Source organism: Limnothrix sp. HT2024 (assembly GCF_059138625.1).
Window position 1 is genome coordinate 3,899,805 of the sequence record NZ_CM181121.1, and the last position, 18,157, is coordinate 3,917,961.

Genomic DNA, 18,157 nt, shown 5'->3' on the forward strand with positions numbered 1-18,157 from the left:
GGGGTGTAGAGCAACAACCATGGCCGACTGTCCCGCCGATCAGCAACGCATTGCTTTGGTGATTCAGTACCTGGGAGCAGGGTTCTGTGGTTGGCAGCGGCAGATCCGCGATCGCAGCGTTCAAGCCACGATCGAAGACACGATCGCCGAGATTCTGGGGCATCCCGTGGTCATCCATGGTGCTGGACGCACCGACACCGGAGTTCATGCCTCCGCCCAAGTGGCCCACTTTGATGTGGCCAGCCCGATTCCCCCTCACCGTTGGGCGAAAGTCCTCAACACAAGGTTGCCAGATGATATTCTGATTCTGGCCTCCTGTGCGGTTCCGGGGAACTGGCACGCTCGGTTCTCGGCCTCGTGGCGGCGTTACCGCTATGTTCTCTACACCGATCCACAGCCGAATCTGTACCTGAAACCCTTCAGTTGGCACTATTACGAGCCAATTCAAGTGGAAAAGATGCAGGCGGCGATCGCCCCCCTCGTGGGTCGGCATCACTTGGCAGCCTTCCACCGTGCCGGATCAAAACGTCCCCATTCTTGGGTGGATGTTCAAGAAGCCTGGTGTCGGCGGCGCGGGCCGATTGTGGAACTTGAAGTTCAAGCCAGTGGCTTTTTGTACGGCATGATGCGGCTGCTGGCGGGGATGTTGGTGTTGGTGGGGCGCGATCGCCTCAGTGTCGAAGAGTTCACCCAAATTTGGCAGAGTGAACGCCGAGACCTGGTGAAATATGCCGCGCCACCCATGGGATTGTGCCTACTGCGCATTGGCTACCCCAACTCGCCCCTGCCAGAGATTGCTCGCACCAACACCCTGCCTTGGTTTGACCTGACCCAGGACGGCCCGGCAACCTCCAGCCCTTCCGTTACATAAAGATTCTAGGCTTAACGCACTACGCGATCGCCCTAGTTATAACTTCCCCGATTCAGCGACTTTCGCAACCCAACCAACCCCTATGTCCATTCCCACCAAGACTGCCCTGCCCTCCGTAAACGACGTTGACCGGCAATGGTACGTCGTTGATGCCGCTGGTCAACGCCTTGGCCGCCTGGCCACCGAAGTGGCTTCCGTCCTGCGGGGCAAAAACAAGCCCACCTACACGCCCCACCTGGATACCGGTGACTTTGTGGTGATCGTCAACGCCGACAAAGTGGAAGTGACCGGTAAAAAACGGACTCAAAAGGTCTACCGTCGTCACTCTGGCCGTCCCGGTGGGATGAAGACGGAGAGCTTTGAAAAGCTGCAAAATCGTCTGCCCGAGCGGATTGTGGAACATGCCGTTAAAGGGATGCTGCCTAAAAATGCTCTCGGTCGGCAACTGTTCCGCAAGCTGAAGGTTTATGCCGGCGCAGACCATCCCCACACGGCACAACAACCCCAAGTCCTGACGATCAACACCATTCCTGGAGGTGAAGGCTAATGCAAGCAACGGATAACAACGGGCGCGTGATGTATCGCGGCACGGGCCGCCGTAAAACCTCGGTCGCCCGCGTGCGCCTGGTGCCTGGCTCCGGCCAACTGACCATTAACGGTCGTCCTGGCGATAACTACCTGCAATACAACCCGGTTTATCTGGCTGCGGCCAAAGCACCTCTGGAAACCCTCGGCTTGGAAGGGGACTACGATGTGCTGGTGAGCGTGGTGGGCGGTGGCTTGACCGGCCAGGCTGACTCGATCCGCTTGGGTGTGGCTCGGGCTTTGATTCAGCTTGACCCTGAAAACCGGAAGCCCCTGAAGGTTGAAGGCTACCTGACCCGCGATCCCCGCGCCAAGGAACGTCGCAAGTACGGTTTGAAGAAAGCCCGGAAGGCTCCTCAGTTCTCGAAGCGCTAATTTTCCAAGCGCCGACTTTCGTTGGGGAGGCCCCGGTGGCTTTCCCCAACGAATGGACAGGCTGGGGGCTGGTGATCAAAAGACCCCGTTTGGAAGTCGCGATCGCCAGCTCTTTTGTGTAAATCCCCTCGATCGAACCCATGTACTTGAATGTGGTTCGATCGCCCTTAAATTTCCTAAACTTTGGTTGAGGTTCGCATCATGGCAAAAGAAGGCATTCACCCCGAGTGGTATCCCGATGCAAAGGTCTATTGCAACGGCGAATTGGTGATGACGGTTGGTTCGACCCAACCGGAATTGCATGTGGACATTTGGGCTGGCAATCACCCGTTCTTCACCGGTACCCAGCGGATTATTGACACCGAAGGTCGTGTGGAGCGATTCCTGCGCAAGTATGGGATGGCAACCGAAACCAAAAAGGACTAGGGTTCCTTGGTTTGGTTAGCCAACGAATTGGCCAACTAAAATTGGCAAACTCAAAATTCTTCAACCAGAAGAAACAGAAAAAAGGAGCAGTTGCTGAACCAGCGACTCTCCTTTTTATTTGCTAGCTTTTTGGCCAGCTTTTTACGTTCCAGTTCTAGCCTGTTCTAGGCTCTGTTTTTTCTGGGCCCTCTTGTTCTAGGCTCAGTGTTTGGCTAGAGATTACCCATGCGATCGAGTGGCCAAAACCGCCAAACTGCGTGACCAACAATCAAATCCTGCGGAACGACTCCCCAGCAACGGCTGTCGTAACTGCGGTTGCGATTGTCTCCGAGCACGAGATAAGACTTGGGCGGCACCCGCACTGGCCGGGCCAGAAAAGGTTGCGGATCCCCTACGCAAACATTGGTATCCGTGCGCTGCACCTCATTGCCATCCGCGCTACGGCTGGCTGGGCGCTCCCCTGAGCCACTCGCAGGACTGGGGCGACCGGTTGCTAAGACGGACTCGCGGGCAATGTAGGGTTCGTTCAGGCGCTGGCCGTTGATGTAAACCTGGCCATCTCGCAACTCCACCAGTTCACCCGGCAGACCAATCACACGCTTAATAAAAGCATCTTTGAGGTTGTGGCGGCGCAGTTCGGCGGTCGGCATGAAGACGATGATGTCGCCGCGCTTGGGGCTGCCGCCAAATCGGTATTGCAGTTTTTCGACAATCAACCGATCCTTCACCAGCAGCGTCGGCACCATTGATTCAGAGGGAATCCAGCGAGCTTCGGCCACGTAGGTACGAATCCCTAGGGCCAGGATAATGCTGAGACCAATGGTTTTGAGGACTTCAACCCAAGCGCTGTCGGTGGGGGGATTGGTGGATGGCTCTTTATGCGAGGAAGCGGGTTGATCGGTCACGAGAAAAATCCTAAATGCACTAAAGCAGTAGACGAGGGCGCTTCTTGAAACGCTGGGCGCTGAGCACCTTGGGCCAAGCCCGGGAAATGCAAACCAGGAGAAGCGCGATCGGGGTTCAGGATCCAAGATTGGGACTTGGGGAATGCAGGCGCGTTGGCATGATTGACTATTCTGCTTGGAAACTTGGAATCAATCCGTGCGCCGTTAGCCAGAAACTGGAAACTCTCAACTCCTATTACAGGCTATTACAGCGGTGAAAATTCCGGCTGGTCTGTTGTTGAGAAGATATACCGCAAAACTGCGAACGATCGCCGTTGACTACTGAGGGACTGGATCAGGCGGGGCCGTGGTCGGTGCCCCCCAGCGATCGAGGGGGAAAAAACGCCACATAACTCGCCCTACTAGGGCTTGGCGCGGCACGTAACCGTAGGTGAAGGTTAGCGCTGGGGCGCGACCCAAGGCGGAACCATCGCTCATGACAAAGTAGGTGGCGGCGGGAACTCGCACGGGGGCAAGATCCCCAATTTCGATCGCCAGGGACTGGCCATGGGCGATCGGGCGCTGATTAACCAAGAGTTGGCCGCTTTGGATTTCAACCCGATCGCCGGGTAAACCAACGGCCCGATTGACCAACACTCCCCGAGGTTGATTCGGCGCGCCGGGCGGCATGAAGGCCACTAACTCGCCTCGATCGGGATTGCGCCACTGGTAGCTTGCTTTGTCGATCAGCAGGCGATCGCCCGGTTGCAGGGTGGGCCTCATGGTCGGCAGGGTCACCAGATAAGAATCGATGACGAGCGATCGCATGGCCCCCATGGTCAGGAGCACTACCAGCCCCGACCCCCACCAATGTCGCCGTTGCCAAGTCCAAACGGGTGCTTGCCGCAGGGTTGCCGTCAGGGAAGGGAGCCAATGTTGCCAATGCCACCGCCCGCCCTGGTTACCCTGGGGAGCCGTGGCGGATGCTGAGGCGCGGGAAAAGGGGCGCAGTGGTTGCCCGTTTCTCAACCGCTTGGACTTTGGGGGTTGCGTTGACATGGGCGTGGCTGATTCCGCTTGCACCGTCAGTGGGTGCGGCGCTTGATTGTCGGTTGACCTAGGGACTGATCAACCTCATTCAGGATACCGAATCCAGACCGGGGGATCTGCTTGATCGTGCTGGTGCGCTCGTGACTCCCCGCGATCGGTGGCCAGCACAAGGGGCGATCGCCCCGCCGGAGTGATCGCCCCTATCCAAGATCTTGGATGCTTTCCCAGAGTCGAAAAACCATCAGTGCTGATGCTGAGCGGGAACTAGCCCCCCACGCGCAGCAATTCCACATCGAACACCAGGGTGGCGTTGGGAGGAATCACCCCGCCAGCTCCCCGGGCCCCGTAGCCCAAGTCCGGCGGAATCACCAGCTTGCGGCGACCACCAACCCGCATGGACAGGACACCTTCGTCCCAACCCTTGATCACTTGACCCACGCCAATGCGGAAGCTGAAGGGCTGACCCCGATCGCGCGAGCTGTCGAATTTTTTGCCGTCCGTGAGCGTGCCGGTGTAGTGAACCGTGACGTTCTGGCCGGGCGTGGGGGCTGCGCCGGTTCCCACGGTCAGGTCTTCGTATTGCAGGCCGGAATCGGTGGTGGTCAGGTTGCTCGCGTCGGCCACGAGGGTTGTCTCCTGGGTATCGGTGGGCAAGGTGGCAATCTCAGGCGATCGCAGTTGAGCGGCCGCGTCGCTAATGAGACGGGCTGCCAGTTTGGAACCGTTGGCAGTGGCTTCGGCCGCCGGTTGACTGGATAGGGGGTTTGCTTCGGCGGTGGGGGCTTTGCCCGTGAAGGTGACCATCAACACGGCCACTAGGCAAACCAACATCACCCCAAAGCTGATTAACACATCACGCAAGGGTCTAGTCTCCTCGATCAATCTGCGAGCAAAGTGGGTCGTTCTTGATCCTAACGAGCGATCGCCCTAACGCCACAGTCGATTTTCCAGGTCGCGCACTTGGCGCTCTAGCCGATCGATCCGGCCGCGCAGTTCGTCTACCTCTGAGCGATCGGGCACACCAAAATCCTTCATCACCTTCCGAAACTGCTGCTGAATCAGGGAATCAAAACTTTCGCTGGGGGAGGGATTGCCGCCGGACTGCAAACGCTGCATCAGGTCATCCACCACCTTGCGGGCCTGTTCTGGATCCAAGCGGCCGCTGCGAACCCATTCATCGCTGGCTTCCTTGAGGCGTTCTGCAACAATGGCCGTTGTTCCCAAACCAATGGTCAGCAGTTGTTGCAGCCAGTTATTTCCATCCATCGGACGATCGACTCCGTATGCCTACCAGGGTTCATCAACAGCTCGGGCTGACGCTCGGACTGAGTAGCCCCGCCAATCATCGTTAGGCTAACACGGGCGATCGACCCTTGTGGGATGCGGATCAGTCGCGATCGCCGCCCGACTCGCCCCAAGATTGCCCCAGGGCCTAACCCAGGGTGCTGGAAACCACGGGCATTGGTTCCGGCAGGGTTAACCCATCCCGATAAATCAACAAGTCAAACCAAAAAATCGTCCCTACGCCCACTTCGCTGATCAATTTGACGCTGCTTTGGTGCTTGTCAATGATGTTACGGACGATCGACAGGCCCAACCCCGTGCCTTCGAGGGTATGCACCCGGTTTTCGACCCGATAGAACCGATCGAAAATGGCATGGCAATCTTCGGGGCCGATGCCAATGCCGGTGTCGGCCACTTCCACCCGCACCACGCTCACCACCTCGGGCTGGGATTTGGCTGGGCCGGTTGCCGCATTCACCGGGCAGGTATCCCAGAGGGCCGGTTGAACGGCGGGGTCTTGGGGAATATAGGCTCGGATCGCCACCTGGCCGCCCTTGGGGGTAAATTTCAGGGCATTGCCCACCAAGTTGGCGAACACTTGCAGCAACAGATCATAGTTACCCAAAACGGGCGGCAGGTTGGGGGCCAGCTCTTGGGTCAGTTCGATTCCCTTGTCGCGAGCATTGAGCTGGTAGGTGCGCAGGGTTTGTTCGATCGGCTGTACCAGGTCGATCGCGTCAAACGTGTAACTGCGGCTGGATTCCAACCGAGAGAGATCCAACACGTCATTCACCAACCGGGTGAGGCGATCGGTTTCACGATTGGCGGTGTCCAAAAACTCCCGTTGCTGTTCCGGCGACAGATCATCGCCATAGTCATGGAGCGTTTCAATGAAGGACTTGATGTTAAACAACGGCGTGCGTAGTTCGTGGGAAACGTTGCTGATGAATTGGCTTTTAGCCTCGTTTAGCTCCACTTCCCGAGTAATGTCCTGCACCGTGACGGCAATCCCTCGGATGCTTTCACGGTAGCGATCGCCCGGGGCCTCACCATCTTGATCGGCATAGAGATTACATTCCCTGGCGAGGGGCCGTTGGGCATCGCTGCACTGATCCTGCTGATGGTGCTCGCAAGTGTCGCACAGGTGCCCATCCCCGATCGCCCGTTGGGACAGCACTGGCGACAGCAAAATGCGCACTGTCCGCTTTACCGGTTCCATCAGGGTAATGCGAAACTCTTCGCCCTCGTCGGCCTTGCCTTCCGCTAACTGGTAGAGCGGGCGCGTGAGCTTCACCTGCACCTCGGGTGGAAACTCATAGAGCACATTTTTGCCAATGATCGGCTGGCCGTCCGTTTCGCGATCCCAGCCAAAAATCTGTCGGGCCGTGGGATTCACCAGCACCACGCGCAGATCCGTATCCAACAGCAGGGCCCCATCGACGATCGTGGCGATTAGGGTTTCGAGCTTGGCCTTGCTGGCCGTCAGCTCTTCAATATTCTGCTCTTCATAGCGCTCTAGGCGCTCCGCCATGTCGTTAAAACTGGCAATTAGCTCCCCGAGTTCACCACCAAACGGCAGGGTAATTCGCTGCTTAAAATCCCCGGAGGCGATGTTTTTGACACCGATCAGCAATTCCTTGATCGGCTTGGTGATGGTGAGGGCATTAAACACAGCCCCCAAAATTACCATCACCCAAATTGACACGAACACCGCGATCGTCACGTCGCGGGTCAGGCCCGACGAGGCCACCACCGTCGGATTGGGATTGGTGCCCACAGCCAACACCCCCAGGTATTGACCCTCATGGGTGAGGGGCACAAACACATCCGTAACTTGACCGTTGGGGGTAAGGTGTTGACGCACCAAGGGGCGATCGAGATCGGCCGCATAGTCCGGCGGCAACTGAATCCGACGACGCAGGGTTAGGGAGTTCTTCACCTCCGTATCGGAAAAGGGAATGCCGTAGAAGATATCCCCGTCCACGTCGGCATAGAGCAAATACCGAACGCTGGAGGTGCTGTTATAAAACCGGCGCGAGAAGCCAGCCAAGCCGCCCAAGTCTTGTTCTGCCACCAGGGGCGCAGTGTTGGCGGCCAAGAGCAGCCCCAAATCCCGCCCGAATCGGGTGTCGTTGAGCCGGGCATCCTGCTGGATGGTGTTGACGGCCCAAAAGGTTAACCCGCTGGTCAGCAGAGACACCACGAGGGTTGCCACCGCCATCAATCGGGTTTGGAGGGTGAATTCTGACCACCAGCGACGCAGGATTTGCCGCAACGTAACGATCGCCTCAAGCATGGTCTCGGGGAGCGTGCAGATTGATTCGATCTTAAGGGGCTTCGGTGGGCATAGGGTCACTGGCGGCGACGACACCGGGCGAGGGCAGGGTTTCCCAAGGTTGTTGACGCACTTGATAGCCAATGTCGCGACGATAGGTTTTGTCGGCGTAGTCAATGGTCTCGATCGCCCGGTAGACGGTTCCGAAGGCTTCGTCAAAATCTGCCCCGATCGCCGTAACCCCTAGGACTCGCCCTCCATCGCTGACCAGTCGATCAGTGTTGCCGCTCGATCGCACCAGGCGCGTTCCCGCATGAAACACCATGGATCCCACCGCTTCCGCCTCTGCCAATCCCGCAATCGGGGTACCCTTGGCAAAACTACCCGGATAGCCTTGGGCGGCCACCACCACACAGCCGGCCACGCCCGATTTCCAGGCGATCGGGGGAAACTGGGCCAACCGCTGTTCCACACAGGCCAGCATCAGCTCATGGAGCGGCGTTTCCAGCAGCGGCAACACCACCTGGGTTTCCGGGTCGCCAAAACGGCAGTTAAATTCCACCACCTTGGGATCCCCCTCAGGCGTGATCATCAACCCCGCATACAAAACCCCTCGGTAATCAATGCCGCGCGCCGCCAGGGCCCGCACCGTGGGCTGCAACACTTCCGTTTCAATGCGCGCCATCAGATCCGGCGTAACCAAGGGAGCCGGGGCATAGGTTCCCATGCCGCCTGTGTTGGGGCCGGTGTCTCCCTCGCCAATCCGCTTATGGTCTTGGGCTGGAATCAGAGGGCGCACGGCTTTGCCATCGGTCAGGGCCAGAACGGATACTTCCCGCCCTTCCATAAATTCTTCGATCACCACGCTGGAGCCAGCGGAGCCGAATTGACCGCCAAAGATGGACTCCACTGCCTTGAGGGCCTGATCCAGGGTCATGGCTACGGTTACACCTTTGCCCGCCGCCAGGCCATCGGCCTTCACCACGATCGGGGCCCCGGTTTGCTGCAAATAGTCGCGGGCGGGGGCCAGCTCCGTGAAGGTGGCGGACTGGGCCGTGGGCACACCCGCTTCGGCCATGAGCGTTTTGGCCCAGGACTTGCTTGCTTCGATTTGGGCCCCCGCTTGGGTGGGGCCAAACACGGGAATTTGTCGCCCGCGCAAAAAGTCCACAATCCCGACGGCTAAGGGCGCTTCGGGGCCCACCACCACCAGGGAGACCCCTTGGGTTTGGGCAACGCGAGCGATCGCTTCAAAATCAGTTGCAGCGAAGGCAAAGTTTTGGCAACGGGGATTCAGAGCCGTTCCCCCATTTCCGGGAATACAAAAGACCCGCTCCACCTGTTCCGACTTCAACAACATGTGGGCGATCGTGTGTTCACGGCCACCATTGCCAACCACTAAAACCTTCACAGAATCTTTAACCCGCAGTTGTGAACAGAACTCGGCCAGGAGCCAGTATCTCAGAATATCGCACGTCCGCTCCTCTCACCACCGATCCCCGCTGGGAGGCTGGATCTTGTCCAATTTCGACTCAATCGCGGTCGATCGCCGATCATCAACGACCATTTCCGGGTGAGTTGTTTCCACGTTTGGGTGCAAAACTTCCTAGACTGGGCTAGGCGAAGGGCCAAAACTTGGGCTAAACCTAGACCAGCGATTGGGCGATCGCGCCAATTTCCCCTCAACGATTGCAAAACGGCGATTTCTGAACTCCCCATGACTACCAGCATCGTGACCGGCGCGGCCGGCTTCATTGGCTCCCACCTGGCGGAAACGCTGTTACTGCGAGGCGATCGGGTCATTGGCATTGATCATTTCAATGACTATTACGACCCGGCCCTAAAGCGGCAAAACGTTGCGCCCCTGTTGGATCATGGCCAATTCCAACTGCTGGAGGTGGATTTACGAGCCATTGACTGGGCCCCCCTGCTGGCGGAAGCGGATGTGGTTTATCACCAGGCGGCCCAGGCGGGGGTGCGGGCCAGTTGGGGAACTGGGTTCCAGGACTACACCGATCGCAACATCACGGCGACCCAGCGCCTCTTGGAAGCCGCGAAGCAGGCCCCGAATTTGCAACGGTTGGTCTATGCATCCACGTCGTCTATCTATGGCGATGCGGAGACCTTTCCCACCAGTGAGTTGGTCTGTCCCAAGCCCGTGTCGCCCTATGGGATCACGAAATTAGCGGCCGAACAGCTCGGGCGGCTCTATTGCAACAATTTTGGGGTGCCGTTTGTGGCCCTGCGCTACTTCACGGTTTATGGGCCCCGACAGCGGCCAGACATGGCGTTTCACAAGTTCTTTAAGGCGGCGATCGCCCATCAGGCAATTCCCATTTATGGGGATGGGCAACAGACCCGCGATTTTACCTATGTCAGCGATGCGGTGGCGGCGAATTTGGCGGCGGCGGTGGTTCCAGCGGCGATCGGGGAAATTTTCAACATCGGTGGCGGCAGTCGCGTGGTGCTGACGGAGGTGCTGGATCAAATGGAGGCCATTGTGGGCCACCCGATCGCGCGCGATTATCAGGATCGGGCGATCGGGGATGCTCGTCACACCTCCGCCGATGTGACCAAGGCTCGCAATCTTTTGGGCTATGACCCTCAAGTCACGATTCGCAAGGGTCTTGAGCAGGAATGGGAATGGATTAAAAGCCTTTACGCGGCTTGATTGTGTCTCGGTTCAGCATTTTAAAAAATTATTGCAAACCATTGCCAAACCTTGACTAATACTGGGCTTGACAGGGTTGGGCAGATCTGAACTAAATGGGTCTGAAGCTTTTCATCGCTTCAGTACTGACTGACAGGATCAAGGACAATGAAACGGTTTGTATCTTGGGCGATCGCTCTGGTTGCTGCTTGGTTGAGCTTTGCGGGCGCTGCCCATGCGGCTGATGTGGCCAATGGAGCCAAAATCTTTAACGCCAACTGCGCCGCTTGTCATGCGGGTGGCCGTAACGTGGTGATGGCAGACAAGACCCTGAAGAAGGATGCCTTGGAAAAATACGGCATGAACTCGATCGAGGCGATCGTGAAGCAGGTCACCAACGGTAAAGGTGCGATGCCGGCCTTCAAGGGCAAGCTGACGGACGAAGATATTCAAGATGTGGCATCCTTCGTGCTGTCCAAGTCGGAAGCCGGTTGGTAAGTCATGCAAGCCGGTCAAGGCAACATTCCTCCACAGATGCCTTGACCGGTTTTGAGCGCTGGGTAGCCCTGGCGCTGTTCCTGATAGCTAACCCACCCAATTGAACCCGAGTGTTGAATTGCCTTTTGGTCATTCAACAGGCCTCCGACCCTATGTCCGAACCTGATCGATCCGGGCGCTGGGCGATCTCGCTGCTGCTGAGCGTGGTTGTTTGGGGCCTCGCAGCCACTATCTATTGGCCATCCCGACTGACTCCGGCTAGTGTTCCGGTTTCTAGTCCCCAAGACCCGATGGCGCTGGGTGCATCAGCTTTTAGCCGTGGTGATTATGCGGATGCGCTAGCGGCCTTCGCGATCGCTGCCGATCGAACCTCGGATGCCCATCGGCAAGCCCGGGCCCACCACAACCGTTGCCTGACCTGGCTGGCGCTTGCTGACTGGGCGGCCGCGATCGGGGACTGCACAACGGCGCTGGAACTCAACCCCCAGCTTTCGGATGCATACCTGAACCGTGGTTTGGCCTATCGTGGGCAACAAAACCGGGCCGCCGCCACCCAGGATTTTGAAGCGGTGCTGCATCAACATCCCTTGGATGGGCGAGCTTGGTATAACCACGGGCTGGTGATGGCTGAACAACAGCAGGGGCGCGAGGCGATCAAAGATTTCAACCGGGCCATTCTGCAATTCGGCCATGAATCACTCGATCGCCTCGCTCAGGTGTATTACGACCGGGCGATTACCTGGCTGGATCAGGGCGATCGGCCCCAAGCCTTAGCCGATCTCGATCGCAGTTTGCGCTACGGCCCCCAGCAAGCCAATGGCTTTCATCTGCGCGGTTTGGTGTTACAGTCCCTGGGGCGTTCCACGGAGGCGATCGGCAGTTTTGACCGGGCGATCGCCCTGGCTCCCATGAACGGTTTGTCCTACATGGCCCGCAGTCAGCTTCACCAACAAATGCATTGTCATCAAGCGGCAATTCATGACTTGGAATGTGCTGTCCGTTGTTTCTATGACTGTGGCGATTGGGGGGCTTTCCAGACGGCTTTAACGGCCCTGCGCCAACTCCAGCAGAGCAGTTCCATGGCGATCGGCTAAAGCTGCCAGTGAGATCGTCTGTGTTCTTTTGATTGATGCGCTGAATTAATGCGTTGAGCGGTTGGTTGGGTTATTTGCTGAGTTTTTCGGTTGCGCGCGCCTCACCCCACCATCCTCCTGAAGAAGGTTGGTCGCCGGTTCACAATTGCTTCTGAATCCCCAAACTACTCTTCGCTTGCTATGCCACTGAAGTTGTCCCGCTCTCGTGTTTCCTTGCGATCGGTTGGCTTGACTCTGGCGGTGACGCTCCTCAGCCCGATCGCCCAATCGATTTACCAGCCAGCCCGGGCCGATGGCAATCATCACCATCACCCATCCAGCCCCCCAGCTAGCCCTTCAGCCAGCCCGCACAGCCCCCACGATGGCAGCGGCCATGGCGGCGAGCATCAGCATGGTCGTTTTGATATTCCTGCTGGTCAGCCAATCCCCACTGTCAGCCTCGCCGTATTGCCGGATCCCAAACAGGGTTGGAACCTGCAACTCACGGTTCAAAATTTCCGATTTGCCCCGGAGCAAATTAACCAACCCGGTGCTTGGAACCAAGGTCACGCGCATCTGTACCTCAACGGGCGTAAACTCACTCGGCTCTATGGCAACTGGTATTACTTGGAATCTCTGCCGAGTGGCAGCAACCAAATCCAGGTGACCTTGAATACGAATGACCATCAGGATTTGTATGCCAATGGTCAACGGGTGGAAGCCCAAACGGTGGTTCAGGTTCCCTAGTCAGCCACTGGTTTGGAGAGTATTAGAAGCAGGTTAGAGGTTGAATTTTAGTCTGGTTTTAGGCGTTAAAAACAAGCTGCAAAACCAGTCAAAACAAACCTGAAATCCTGTGATCAATGCAGGGTGTTAATTGTTACATGGCGTTGCAACTGATGGCGTTGCATAACGTTCAATATCGATCGCGTCATACTCGAAACCACCGTGCCTAGTGATCTTTAGGATCAAAAGGAATGGGGTTGGTTTCGGGTTGATCGCTTCACACACCTCCAAGCCGGCCCCTCCCCATTCACAGAGACCAACGCGCTTGCGGGTTCACGCCTTTTGGCCCTGGGCCTGGCGATCGAACCCGCATCCGAGAGCCACTTAGGTTCGTAGGAGGGCAGGGATGATGGATCGGATCATGGAACACCAGCCGCCGATCAACACCTGGAAAGTTGGAGTTTGGCAAGTTGGGATTGCAGGAACCTGGCTGAGGAAGGCCTGGCGGCGATCGAGTGCTATTGCTTTGTTAACGGGGCTGTTGGTGCTGGTGCTGGCCCAGCGTGTGGCCAGCCAAACGCCACCGCTCCCCGAAGGTAAGGCCCAAGACCTGACGGCGGCGGGCGATTTGGAGTGCGATCGCGCGGCCATTTTGCCCATGTTGGCGCAGCTTGAGTTGCCCTACAGTGAGCTAGCCACTTGCCAGCAATGGGTGGAATATGGGCTAGGGGGCCCCGAAGAAATCCCGCCAATCGTGGATCCAGGGGACGGATTGGAAGTCTACTACGGGCCCGAAGGGGAGTCTGTGTTGCTGCTGAGTGCTGGGGCCAAAACCGAGCAGCAGGCTCGCTATGCCCAAGGAATCAGCACCGAAGACAGCGGGCGATCGAACCTATGGCTGTTTGGTCGTCAGGGCGATCGCACGCGGCCCAGCAGTTGGGCGGCCACCCAGTTGCGATCGAATCTGGGTCGCCAAGAACCCCTGAGTCAATTTGCCCCCGACGATGACCAAACGGCCCTGCGGCTGGAATGGTTTCTGGGCCGCCCCACGCCCTAGGTGCTTCTACGGCTGATTGTCCATAGCCCCATCGCCGGAACAAGGGGCTTAAGCCCCTTGCCTTTCATGATCTGTGGTAACGGTGTTGGTGGGGGCCTATGTGATGCAGAACAAGGGGCTGAAGCCCCTTGTCTTTCACGATCTGCCACGATCTGCCAGCGGTGATATGGGGGATCTAGGCGAGTTAACGATCAGCCCTACACCGCCGGTTCAAACCTCAAGGCCCGACCACGCACCGACTCATTAACCTGGCCGTTTTCATAGGCCACCTGGCCGCCCACGATCGTGTAAACCGGCCAACCCGTGAGATTCCACCCCTCAAAGGGACTCCAACCACATTTGGACAGCATTTCCTCCCGCAGCACCGGACGGTAGTGATTGAGATCCACCAACACCAAATCCGCATCTAATCCGGGAGCGATCGCCCCCTTGTTGGGAATGCCAAACCCCTTAGCCACATTGGTTGACATCCACTGGGCCACCTGAGCCACCGTGCAGCGCCCCGCCGCCGCCTGGGTCAGCATTAGGGGCAAGGAGGTTTGCACCCCCGGCATTCCGCTGGGACTGTTGGGATAGGGTTGCGCCTTTTCTTCCAGGGTGTGGGGGGCATGGTCAGTGGCAATGAAGTCAATGACCCCATCTAGCAGGGCCTGCCACAAAATTGCGCAATCTTCAGGCGATCGCAGGGGGGGATTCATTTGCGCAAAAGTGCCGATCGTTTCGTAGGCACTCACATCCAGCAGCAAATGTTGGGGGGTAACTTCACAGGTCACCCATTCGGGCTTGTCCTGACGCATCAGGTTCGCCTCATCACCCGTGGACATGTGTAAGATGTGCAGCCGCCGACGATGCTTCCGCGCCAACTTGAGGGCCAGTTGTGTGGCCTCCAGCGCGGCTTGGTTGTCTTGAATTTGGGAATGGATTGCCGGATCGGTAATGCCCGCAAATTGCTCCCGGCGCTGACGAATCCGATCTTGGTTTTCGGCATGGACAGCAATTAAGCGCCCATAGCCCGCCTGATCGGGCTGTTGCCCCATCGCAAAAATTTGATCAAGGATTGGCTCCTCATCCACCAACAAGGGGCCATGCATTGACCCCATAAAGATCTTGATGCCGCAAACGGGGTTCGCCGTGATCAAATCCGGCAACCGATCGGCGGTGGCTCCAATGAAAAAGCCATAGTTGACCACGCACTTACTCGCCGCGCGATCGAGCTTGTCTTGCAGCGTGGCTTGAGTGGTGGTTAAGGGCTTGGTGTTAGGCATCTCCAAAAAGGAGGTGACACCGCCCTTGGCACAGGCATGGCTGGCGGTTCGGAGATCCTCTTTATGCTCTAAGCCTGGTTCGCGGAAATGAACTTGAGGGTCGATCGCGCCCGGCAACAGGGTCAAACCCGTTGCGTCAATTTCACGGTCGATCGGCCCGATCGTGTCGGGGGAAATTTCAGGAGCCACCTGCCGAATCTGATCGCCTTCGATCCACACATCGCCTTGCAGGAAATCTCCGTCAGGCAACAGGATGCGAGCGTTCCGAATCAGCAGCGCAGGTCGATCGGTCATGGTTTTAACCCGTTGAAGGAAGAGAGAACCAAGCGGCAGAAACCCGAGCTGGGAATCTTTCCAGCTTGGCATTGTCTCCGATTCCTCTCGATCTCTTGCAGGTGCTTCTTTAGATTTCCTGCAATCTTCCCGATCGGCGATCCCGTTGTACAGCTTTGGCTTACCTATCAGTCAGCGCGGCGACGACGACCCAAACCCAGGACTCCCATGGCTCCCACCAGGAACAAGGCCCCGATCGATCCCGGCTCTGGCACTGATGCCGGATCCGTGGGCTGTGTGGGTTGCGGCGTAGGGGATGCTGACGGGCTGGGGGTTGGGCTAGGGCCGGGTTCCGGAGTCACAGTGGGTTCAGGACTGGGTTCAGGAGTCGGCTCAGGACTGGGCTGGGGGGATGGCTCCGGAGTTTTGACCTGAGACAGACCGCCCACCGTCATGTTGTCAAAGGCAAAAACATCACCTTGACCCGTTGACATGCTGAAGGAAACACTACTGAACGCCTCCTCCATCGTTTCCGCAATAATGCCAAAGAACAGCACAGAACCATCCGTGCTGCCCGACGAGCCGATCGTGTTATTAACCGTCACCTGTTTTGTGGTGGATGCGCCCGCCAAAGTCAGGGTTAATTGGCCGCCAAAATCACCAATATCAACCCCATAAAACCCAAAAGCTCCCACCTGCTGACTGAAATTGATTGTGAAGTGCCCCCCAGCGTCCACTTCCCAAAATTGAGTCCCAGAAACGGCATAGCGACCAACGCCATTTGTCCAGCCCACGGGCACACTTGAAATGCGACCATTTCCCGAGAGCGTTGCCGTTCCAGCTCCGGGAAATGAAACATTCAGAAGATTGTTAGTGCCGGTGATTTGACCTTCAAAGGTCTCAGTACCCACACCGGTCAAATTTGACAAAAAAGCGGCTTCTGCTGCCTGAGAGTTGGTGAGATTAGAGGTTGGAACCCAAGGGTTTGAATTTAAATCTTCGCCTAAAAACATTCGATAGGCTTGAGCTGGCGCAGAAACTGCCAAGCAGGCGGCCACTGAAGAGGTGACAATCGCAGTCAAACTCAGAGCCGTTTTAAGAAGCTTCATAGATCTATGGGGGGAATATCAAGATGAAGACAATTCAATGACTGTCACCCTGCATTGATTATATCGATAGAGCTGGAGATAAATAAGCTTTGATGTATCAATTAAAACCTAAAAAACATCCGCCAAATTAGTCGTTTTTGAGTCTACTTTTCACAAAATCTTTAACTTAAGCAACTAAAAACCTTTTTTCGGACAATCCTTCATTCAATCTTTAATAAAAGCCTTTAATTGTTGCAAGAGCGAGGGCTGGCGGGCTGAGCAAAGGCGATCGCTCCCCCCATCAAGTGGACAAAACTGTCATAGGAGATAGTGACGGTGATGGCGACTAAGGGCGATCGGGTGGGTCTGAATCAAAGGCTGGGGAACTGGGCAGGGCGATCGCATTGCGATAAAGCTGCGTCAGGGTTCCCGTAAAGTCGATGGATTTGAGTTGGAATCGATCGGCGCGATCGGGTGTGTAGGTAGTCAGCACCCAATCATCCTCCTGGTTACGACGGAAGCATTCAACGCGCTGACAATTGGTATTAATCAGGGCATATTCCTGGAGGCTTTCGATCTGTTGATAGTCAAAAAACTTGCTACCGCGATCGCGTAGTTCTGTGGTGTCTGACAGCACTTCAACAATTAATGTTGGAAACTGTTTGGCGTAATTATTTTCAGGCGTAATGATCGTATCTCTGGGGTCGCAAGTCACCAAGAGATCGGGATAAAAATAGCGGTTTTTATTAGCAATTTGCAGACGCATATCAGTCATATAGATCCGACAAGGCGGCGCAATATGACCCAACAGCGCGGCAAATAGGTTGCCCACGATCGCCACATGGGCATCGCTCGCCCCGGCCATGGCTACCAAATAGCCATCCCAATACTCATGCTTGGTGGGGCTAATAGCTTCTAGGGCGAGGTAATCCGCAACGGAGAGGAGATCGGGCAGGGCAACCATGAGCTAGGGTGAGCAACGCTGCAAGCCAGGGGAACTAAACCCCAGTCTAGCAAGGGTGATCGCTCCCCCCATCAAGTGGACAAAACCGCAGGATTACTGGAGACTTTGGCGAAACTCACGAATCGTGCGGGCGCTGCCGAGCGCCTGGGCCTTGGCGAGTTGATCCGCCACAATCGCCGGTAGATCCAAATCGGGAAACAGCAAACCGCGATCGCGCAATTGGTACTGTCCCGCCTCTAACACAACAATCTTCAGCAAGCCATCGGCATAAATCCAAACCTCCGGCACACCCAAGGCTGCATAGGCCGCGAGGGAGGTTTTGGAAGTCACATCGGCTTCGATCGCCAAGTCCGGTGGTGGGTATTGGGCTACGTCTACTCGCCCTTGGCAATCGCGCACTCGATCGGCATTGGCCACATAAAAACAGGTGTCGGGTTCCAATCCGGCCAGGTTCTCGCGCTCAAAACGGGTTGAGCCAAAGTCTTCCCAGTCCAAATTGCGGGCATCGAGCAGCGCCGTCACGAGGTAGCCAATCAGCCGGTGGGGGCGCTCATGGCGAGCAAGGGGCGACACAATTTCGAGTTGTCCTTGGTAGTAGGTCAAGCGGGTGTGGCGATCGTCCCCCAGTTCGGCGGCGATCCGCTGGAAGGCTGCCCAGTCGAGATCGGCGATCGCGATCGCGCTGCCGGGACGCAGGGTAATCCGATTGAGGGGAACGGTGACGACCATGGCGGCTAGGGGTGATCGGCTAGTGCAGTCGCTAACTTTGGATGATGAGATGATGATCCGTCATCATGTCAAATGCCCTACCTC

Annotated in this window: 19 protein-coding genes; 9 read left to right on the top strand and 10 right to left on the bottom strand. The window is 57.0% G+C overall.

Annotated elements, in window-relative coordinates; all coding sequences use genetic code 11:
• Positions 1-19: 19 nt before the first annotated feature.
• The 4 genes from truA (at position 20) to rpmE (ending at position 2,257) form a co-directional block, all read left to right on the top strand.
• The gene (gene truA / locus AC2IAX_RS15960; protein ID WP_494388341.1) at positions 20-871 is read left to right on the top strand and encodes a tRNA pseudouridine(38-40) synthase TruA; all 852 of its coding nucleotides are present in this window, start codon (positions 20-22) and stop codon (positions 869-871) included.
• 82 nt (positions 872-953) lie between these two features.
• Positions 954-1,418, top strand: a complete 465-nt coding sequence (gene rplM / locus AC2IAX_RS15965; protein WP_099534721.1) for a 50S ribosomal protein L13 — start codon at positions 954-956, stop codon at positions 1,416-1,418.
• Positions 1,418-1,831 carry a 30S ribosomal protein S9 gene (rpsI, locus tag AC2IAX_RS15970; protein ID WP_099534722.1) on the top strand — a complete coding sequence of 138 codons (414 nt, stop codon included), beginning with the start codon at positions 1,418-1,420 and terminating at the stop codon, positions 1,829-1,831. Before rplM ends, rpsI begins: the two co-directional genes overlap by 1 nt.
• Before the next feature lie 201 nt (positions 1,832-2,032).
• Complete coding sequence (gene rpmE, locus AC2IAX_RS15975) at positions 2,033-2,257, top strand: 50S ribosomal protein L31 (RefSeq protein ID WP_099534750.1); 225 nt, start codon at positions 2,033-2,035, stop codon at positions 2,255-2,257.
• 212 nt (positions 2,258-2,469) lie between these two features.
• Here rpmE and lepB (AC2IAX_RS15980) read toward each other — a convergent pair whose 3' ends face one another.
• From lepB (AC2IAX_RS15980) to purD, 6 genes are all read right to left on the bottom strand, one after another.
• The gene (gene lepB / locus AC2IAX_RS15980; RefSeq protein WP_494388342.1) at positions 2,470-3,162 is read right to left on the bottom strand and encodes a signal peptidase I; all 693 of its coding nucleotides are present in this window, start codon (positions 3,160-3,162) and stop codon (positions 2,470-2,472) included.
• A gap of 318 nt (positions 3,163-3,480) precedes the next feature.
• Positions 3,481-4,200: a signal peptidase I gene (gene lepB / locus AC2IAX_RS15985; protein WP_494388343.1), complete on the bottom strand. Its 720-nt coding sequence runs from the start codon at positions 4,198-4,200 to the stop codon at positions 3,481-3,483.
• A gap of 255 nt (positions 4,201-4,455) precedes the next feature.
• Positions 4,456-5,052, bottom strand: coding sequence for an FKBP-type peptidyl-prolyl cis-trans isomerase (locus AC2IAX_RS15990; RefSeq protein ID WP_494388344.1), 597 nt, complete (start codon positions 5,050-5,052; stop codon positions 4,456-4,458).
• Between the two features lie 66 nt (positions 5,053-5,118).
• Positions 5,119-5,457: a phasin family protein gene (locus AC2IAX_RS15995; RefSeq protein WP_099534726.1), complete on the bottom strand. Its 339-nt coding sequence runs from the start codon at positions 5,455-5,457 to the stop codon at positions 5,119-5,121.
• A gap of 166 nt (positions 5,458-5,623) precedes the next feature.
• Entirely contained in the window at positions 5,624-7,771 is a 2,148-nt protein-coding gene (locus AC2IAX_RS16000; RefSeq protein WP_494388345.1) for an ATP-binding protein, read from the bottom strand.
• A gap of 31 nt (positions 7,772-7,802) precedes the next feature.
• Positions 7,803-9,161 (bottom strand): phosphoribosylamine--glycine ligase, encoded by a 1,359-nt coding sequence (purD, locus tag AC2IAX_RS16005; protein WP_494388346.1) that lies wholly within the window; start codon positions 9,159-9,161, stop codon positions 7,803-7,805.
• Between the two features lie 306 nt (positions 9,162-9,467).
• On the opposite strand from purD, the gene AC2IAX_RS16010 reads away from it, so the two are divergent.
• From AC2IAX_RS16010 to AC2IAX_RS16030, 5 genes are all read left to right on the top strand, one after another.
• On the top strand, positions 9,468-10,421 hold the full coding sequence (locus AC2IAX_RS16010; RefSeq protein ID WP_494388347.1) for an NAD-dependent epimerase/dehydratase family protein: 954 nt from the start codon (positions 9,468-9,470) through the stop codon (positions 10,419-10,421).
• Between the two features lie 147 nt (positions 10,422-10,568).
• Positions 10,569-10,898, top strand: a complete 330-nt coding sequence (gene petJ / locus AC2IAX_RS16015; protein ID WP_494388348.1) for a cytochrome c6 PetJ — start codon at positions 10,569-10,571, stop codon at positions 10,896-10,898.
• A 152-nt stretch (positions 10,899-11,050) separates the two neighbouring features.
• A complete protein-coding gene (locus tag AC2IAX_RS16020) occupies positions 11,051-11,992 on the top strand; it encodes a tetratricopeptide repeat protein (RefSeq protein ID WP_494388349.1) in 942 nt (313 codons plus the stop codon).
• A gap of 180 nt (positions 11,993-12,172) precedes the next feature.
• Entirely contained in the window at positions 12,173-12,718 is a 546-nt protein-coding gene (locus AC2IAX_RS16025) for a hypothetical protein (RefSeq protein WP_494388350.1), read from the top strand.
• 385 nt (positions 12,719-13,103) lie between these two features.
• Positions 13,104-13,754: a hypothetical protein gene (locus AC2IAX_RS16030; protein ID WP_494388351.1), complete on the top strand. Its 651-nt coding sequence runs from the start codon at positions 13,104-13,106 to the stop codon at positions 13,752-13,754.
• 197 nt (positions 13,755-13,951) lie between these two features.
• Here AC2IAX_RS16030 and AC2IAX_RS16035 read toward each other — a convergent pair whose 3' ends face one another.
• The 4 genes from AC2IAX_RS16035 to AC2IAX_RS16050 form a co-directional block, all read right to left on the bottom strand.
• On the bottom strand, positions 13,952-15,313 hold the full coding sequence (locus tag AC2IAX_RS16035) for a dihydroorotase (RefSeq protein WP_494388352.1): 1,362 nt from the start codon (positions 15,311-15,313) through the stop codon (positions 13,952-13,954).
• A 167-nt stretch (positions 15,314-15,480) separates the two neighbouring features.
• Complete coding sequence (locus tag AC2IAX_RS16040; protein WP_494388353.1) at positions 15,481-16,401, bottom strand: PEP-CTERM sorting domain-containing protein; 921 nt, start codon at positions 16,399-16,401, stop codon at positions 15,481-15,483.
• A gap of 325 nt (positions 16,402-16,726) precedes the next feature.
• Positions 16,727-17,344 carry a Uma2 family endonuclease gene (locus AC2IAX_RS16045; RefSeq protein ID WP_494388354.1) on the bottom strand — a complete coding sequence of 206 codons (618 nt, stop codon included), beginning with the start codon at positions 17,342-17,344 and terminating at the stop codon, positions 16,727-16,729.
• A 93-nt stretch (positions 17,345-17,437) separates the two neighbouring features.
• Positions 17,438-18,073, bottom strand: coding sequence for a Uma2 family endonuclease (locus tag AC2IAX_RS16050; protein WP_494388355.1), 636 nt, complete (start codon positions 18,071-18,073; stop codon positions 17,438-17,440).
• Between the last annotated feature and the right edge of the window lie 84 nt (positions 18,074-18,157).

Excerpts from the sequence above, each read along its gene's own strand:
- truA (WP_494388341.1), top strand. The coding sequence starts at position 20 with ATGGCCGACTGTCCCGCCGATCAGCAACGCATTGCTTTGGTGATTCAG.
- rplM (WP_099534721.1), top strand. The coding sequence starts at position 954 with ATGTCCATTCCCACCAAGACTGCCCTGCCCTCCGTAAACGACGTTGAC.
- rpsI (WP_099534722.1), top strand. The coding sequence starts at position 1,418 with ATGCAAGCAACGGATAACAACGGGCGCGTGATGTATCGCGGCACGGGC.
- rpmE (WP_099534750.1), top strand. The coding sequence starts at position 2,033 with ATGGCAAAAGAAGGCATTCACCCCGAGTGGTATCCCGATGCAAAGGTC.
- lepB (WP_494388343.1), bottom strand. The coding sequence starts at position 4,200 with ATGTCAACGCAACCCCCAAAGTCCAAGCGGTTGAGAAACGGGCAACCA.
- AC2IAX_RS15995 (WP_099534726.1), bottom strand. The coding sequence starts at position 5,457 with ATGGATGGAAATAACTGGCTGCAACAACTGCTGACCATTGGTTTGGGA.
- AC2IAX_RS16000 (WP_494388345.1), bottom strand. The coding sequence starts at position 7,771 with ATGCTTGAGGCGATCGTTACGTTGCGGCAAATCCTGCGTCGCTGGTGG.
- AC2IAX_RS16010 (WP_494388347.1), top strand. The coding sequence starts at position 9,468 with ATGACTACCAGCATCGTGACCGGCGCGGCCGGCTTCATTGGCTCCCAC.
- petJ (WP_494388348.1), top strand. The coding sequence starts at position 10,569 with ATGAAACGGTTTGTATCTTGGGCGATCGCTCTGGTTGCTGCTTGGTTG.
- AC2IAX_RS16020 (WP_494388349.1), top strand. The coding sequence starts at position 11,051 with ATGTCCGAACCTGATCGATCCGGGCGCTGGGCGATCTCGCTGCTGCTG.
- AC2IAX_RS16025 (WP_494388350.1), top strand. The coding sequence starts at position 12,173 with ATGCCACTGAAGTTGTCCCGCTCTCGTGTTTCCTTGCGATCGGTTGGC.
- AC2IAX_RS16030 (WP_494388351.1), top strand. The coding sequence starts at position 13,104 with ATGATGGATCGGATCATGGAACACCAGCCGCCGATCAACACCTGGAAA.
- AC2IAX_RS16035 (WP_494388352.1), bottom strand. The coding sequence starts at position 15,313 with ATGACCGATCGACCTGCGCTGCTGATTCGGAACGCTCGCATCCTGTTG.
- AC2IAX_RS16040 (WP_494388353.1), bottom strand. The coding sequence starts at position 16,401 with ATGAAGCTTCTTAAAACGGCTCTGAGTTTGACTGCGATTGTCACCTCT.
- AC2IAX_RS16045 (WP_494388354.1), bottom strand. The coding sequence starts at position 17,344 with ATGGTTGCCCTGCCCGATCTCCTCTCCGTTGCGGATTACCTCGCCCTA.
- AC2IAX_RS16050 (WP_494388355.1), bottom strand. The coding sequence starts at position 18,073 with ATGGTCGTCACCGTTCCCCTCAATCGGATTACCCTGCGTCCCGGCAGC.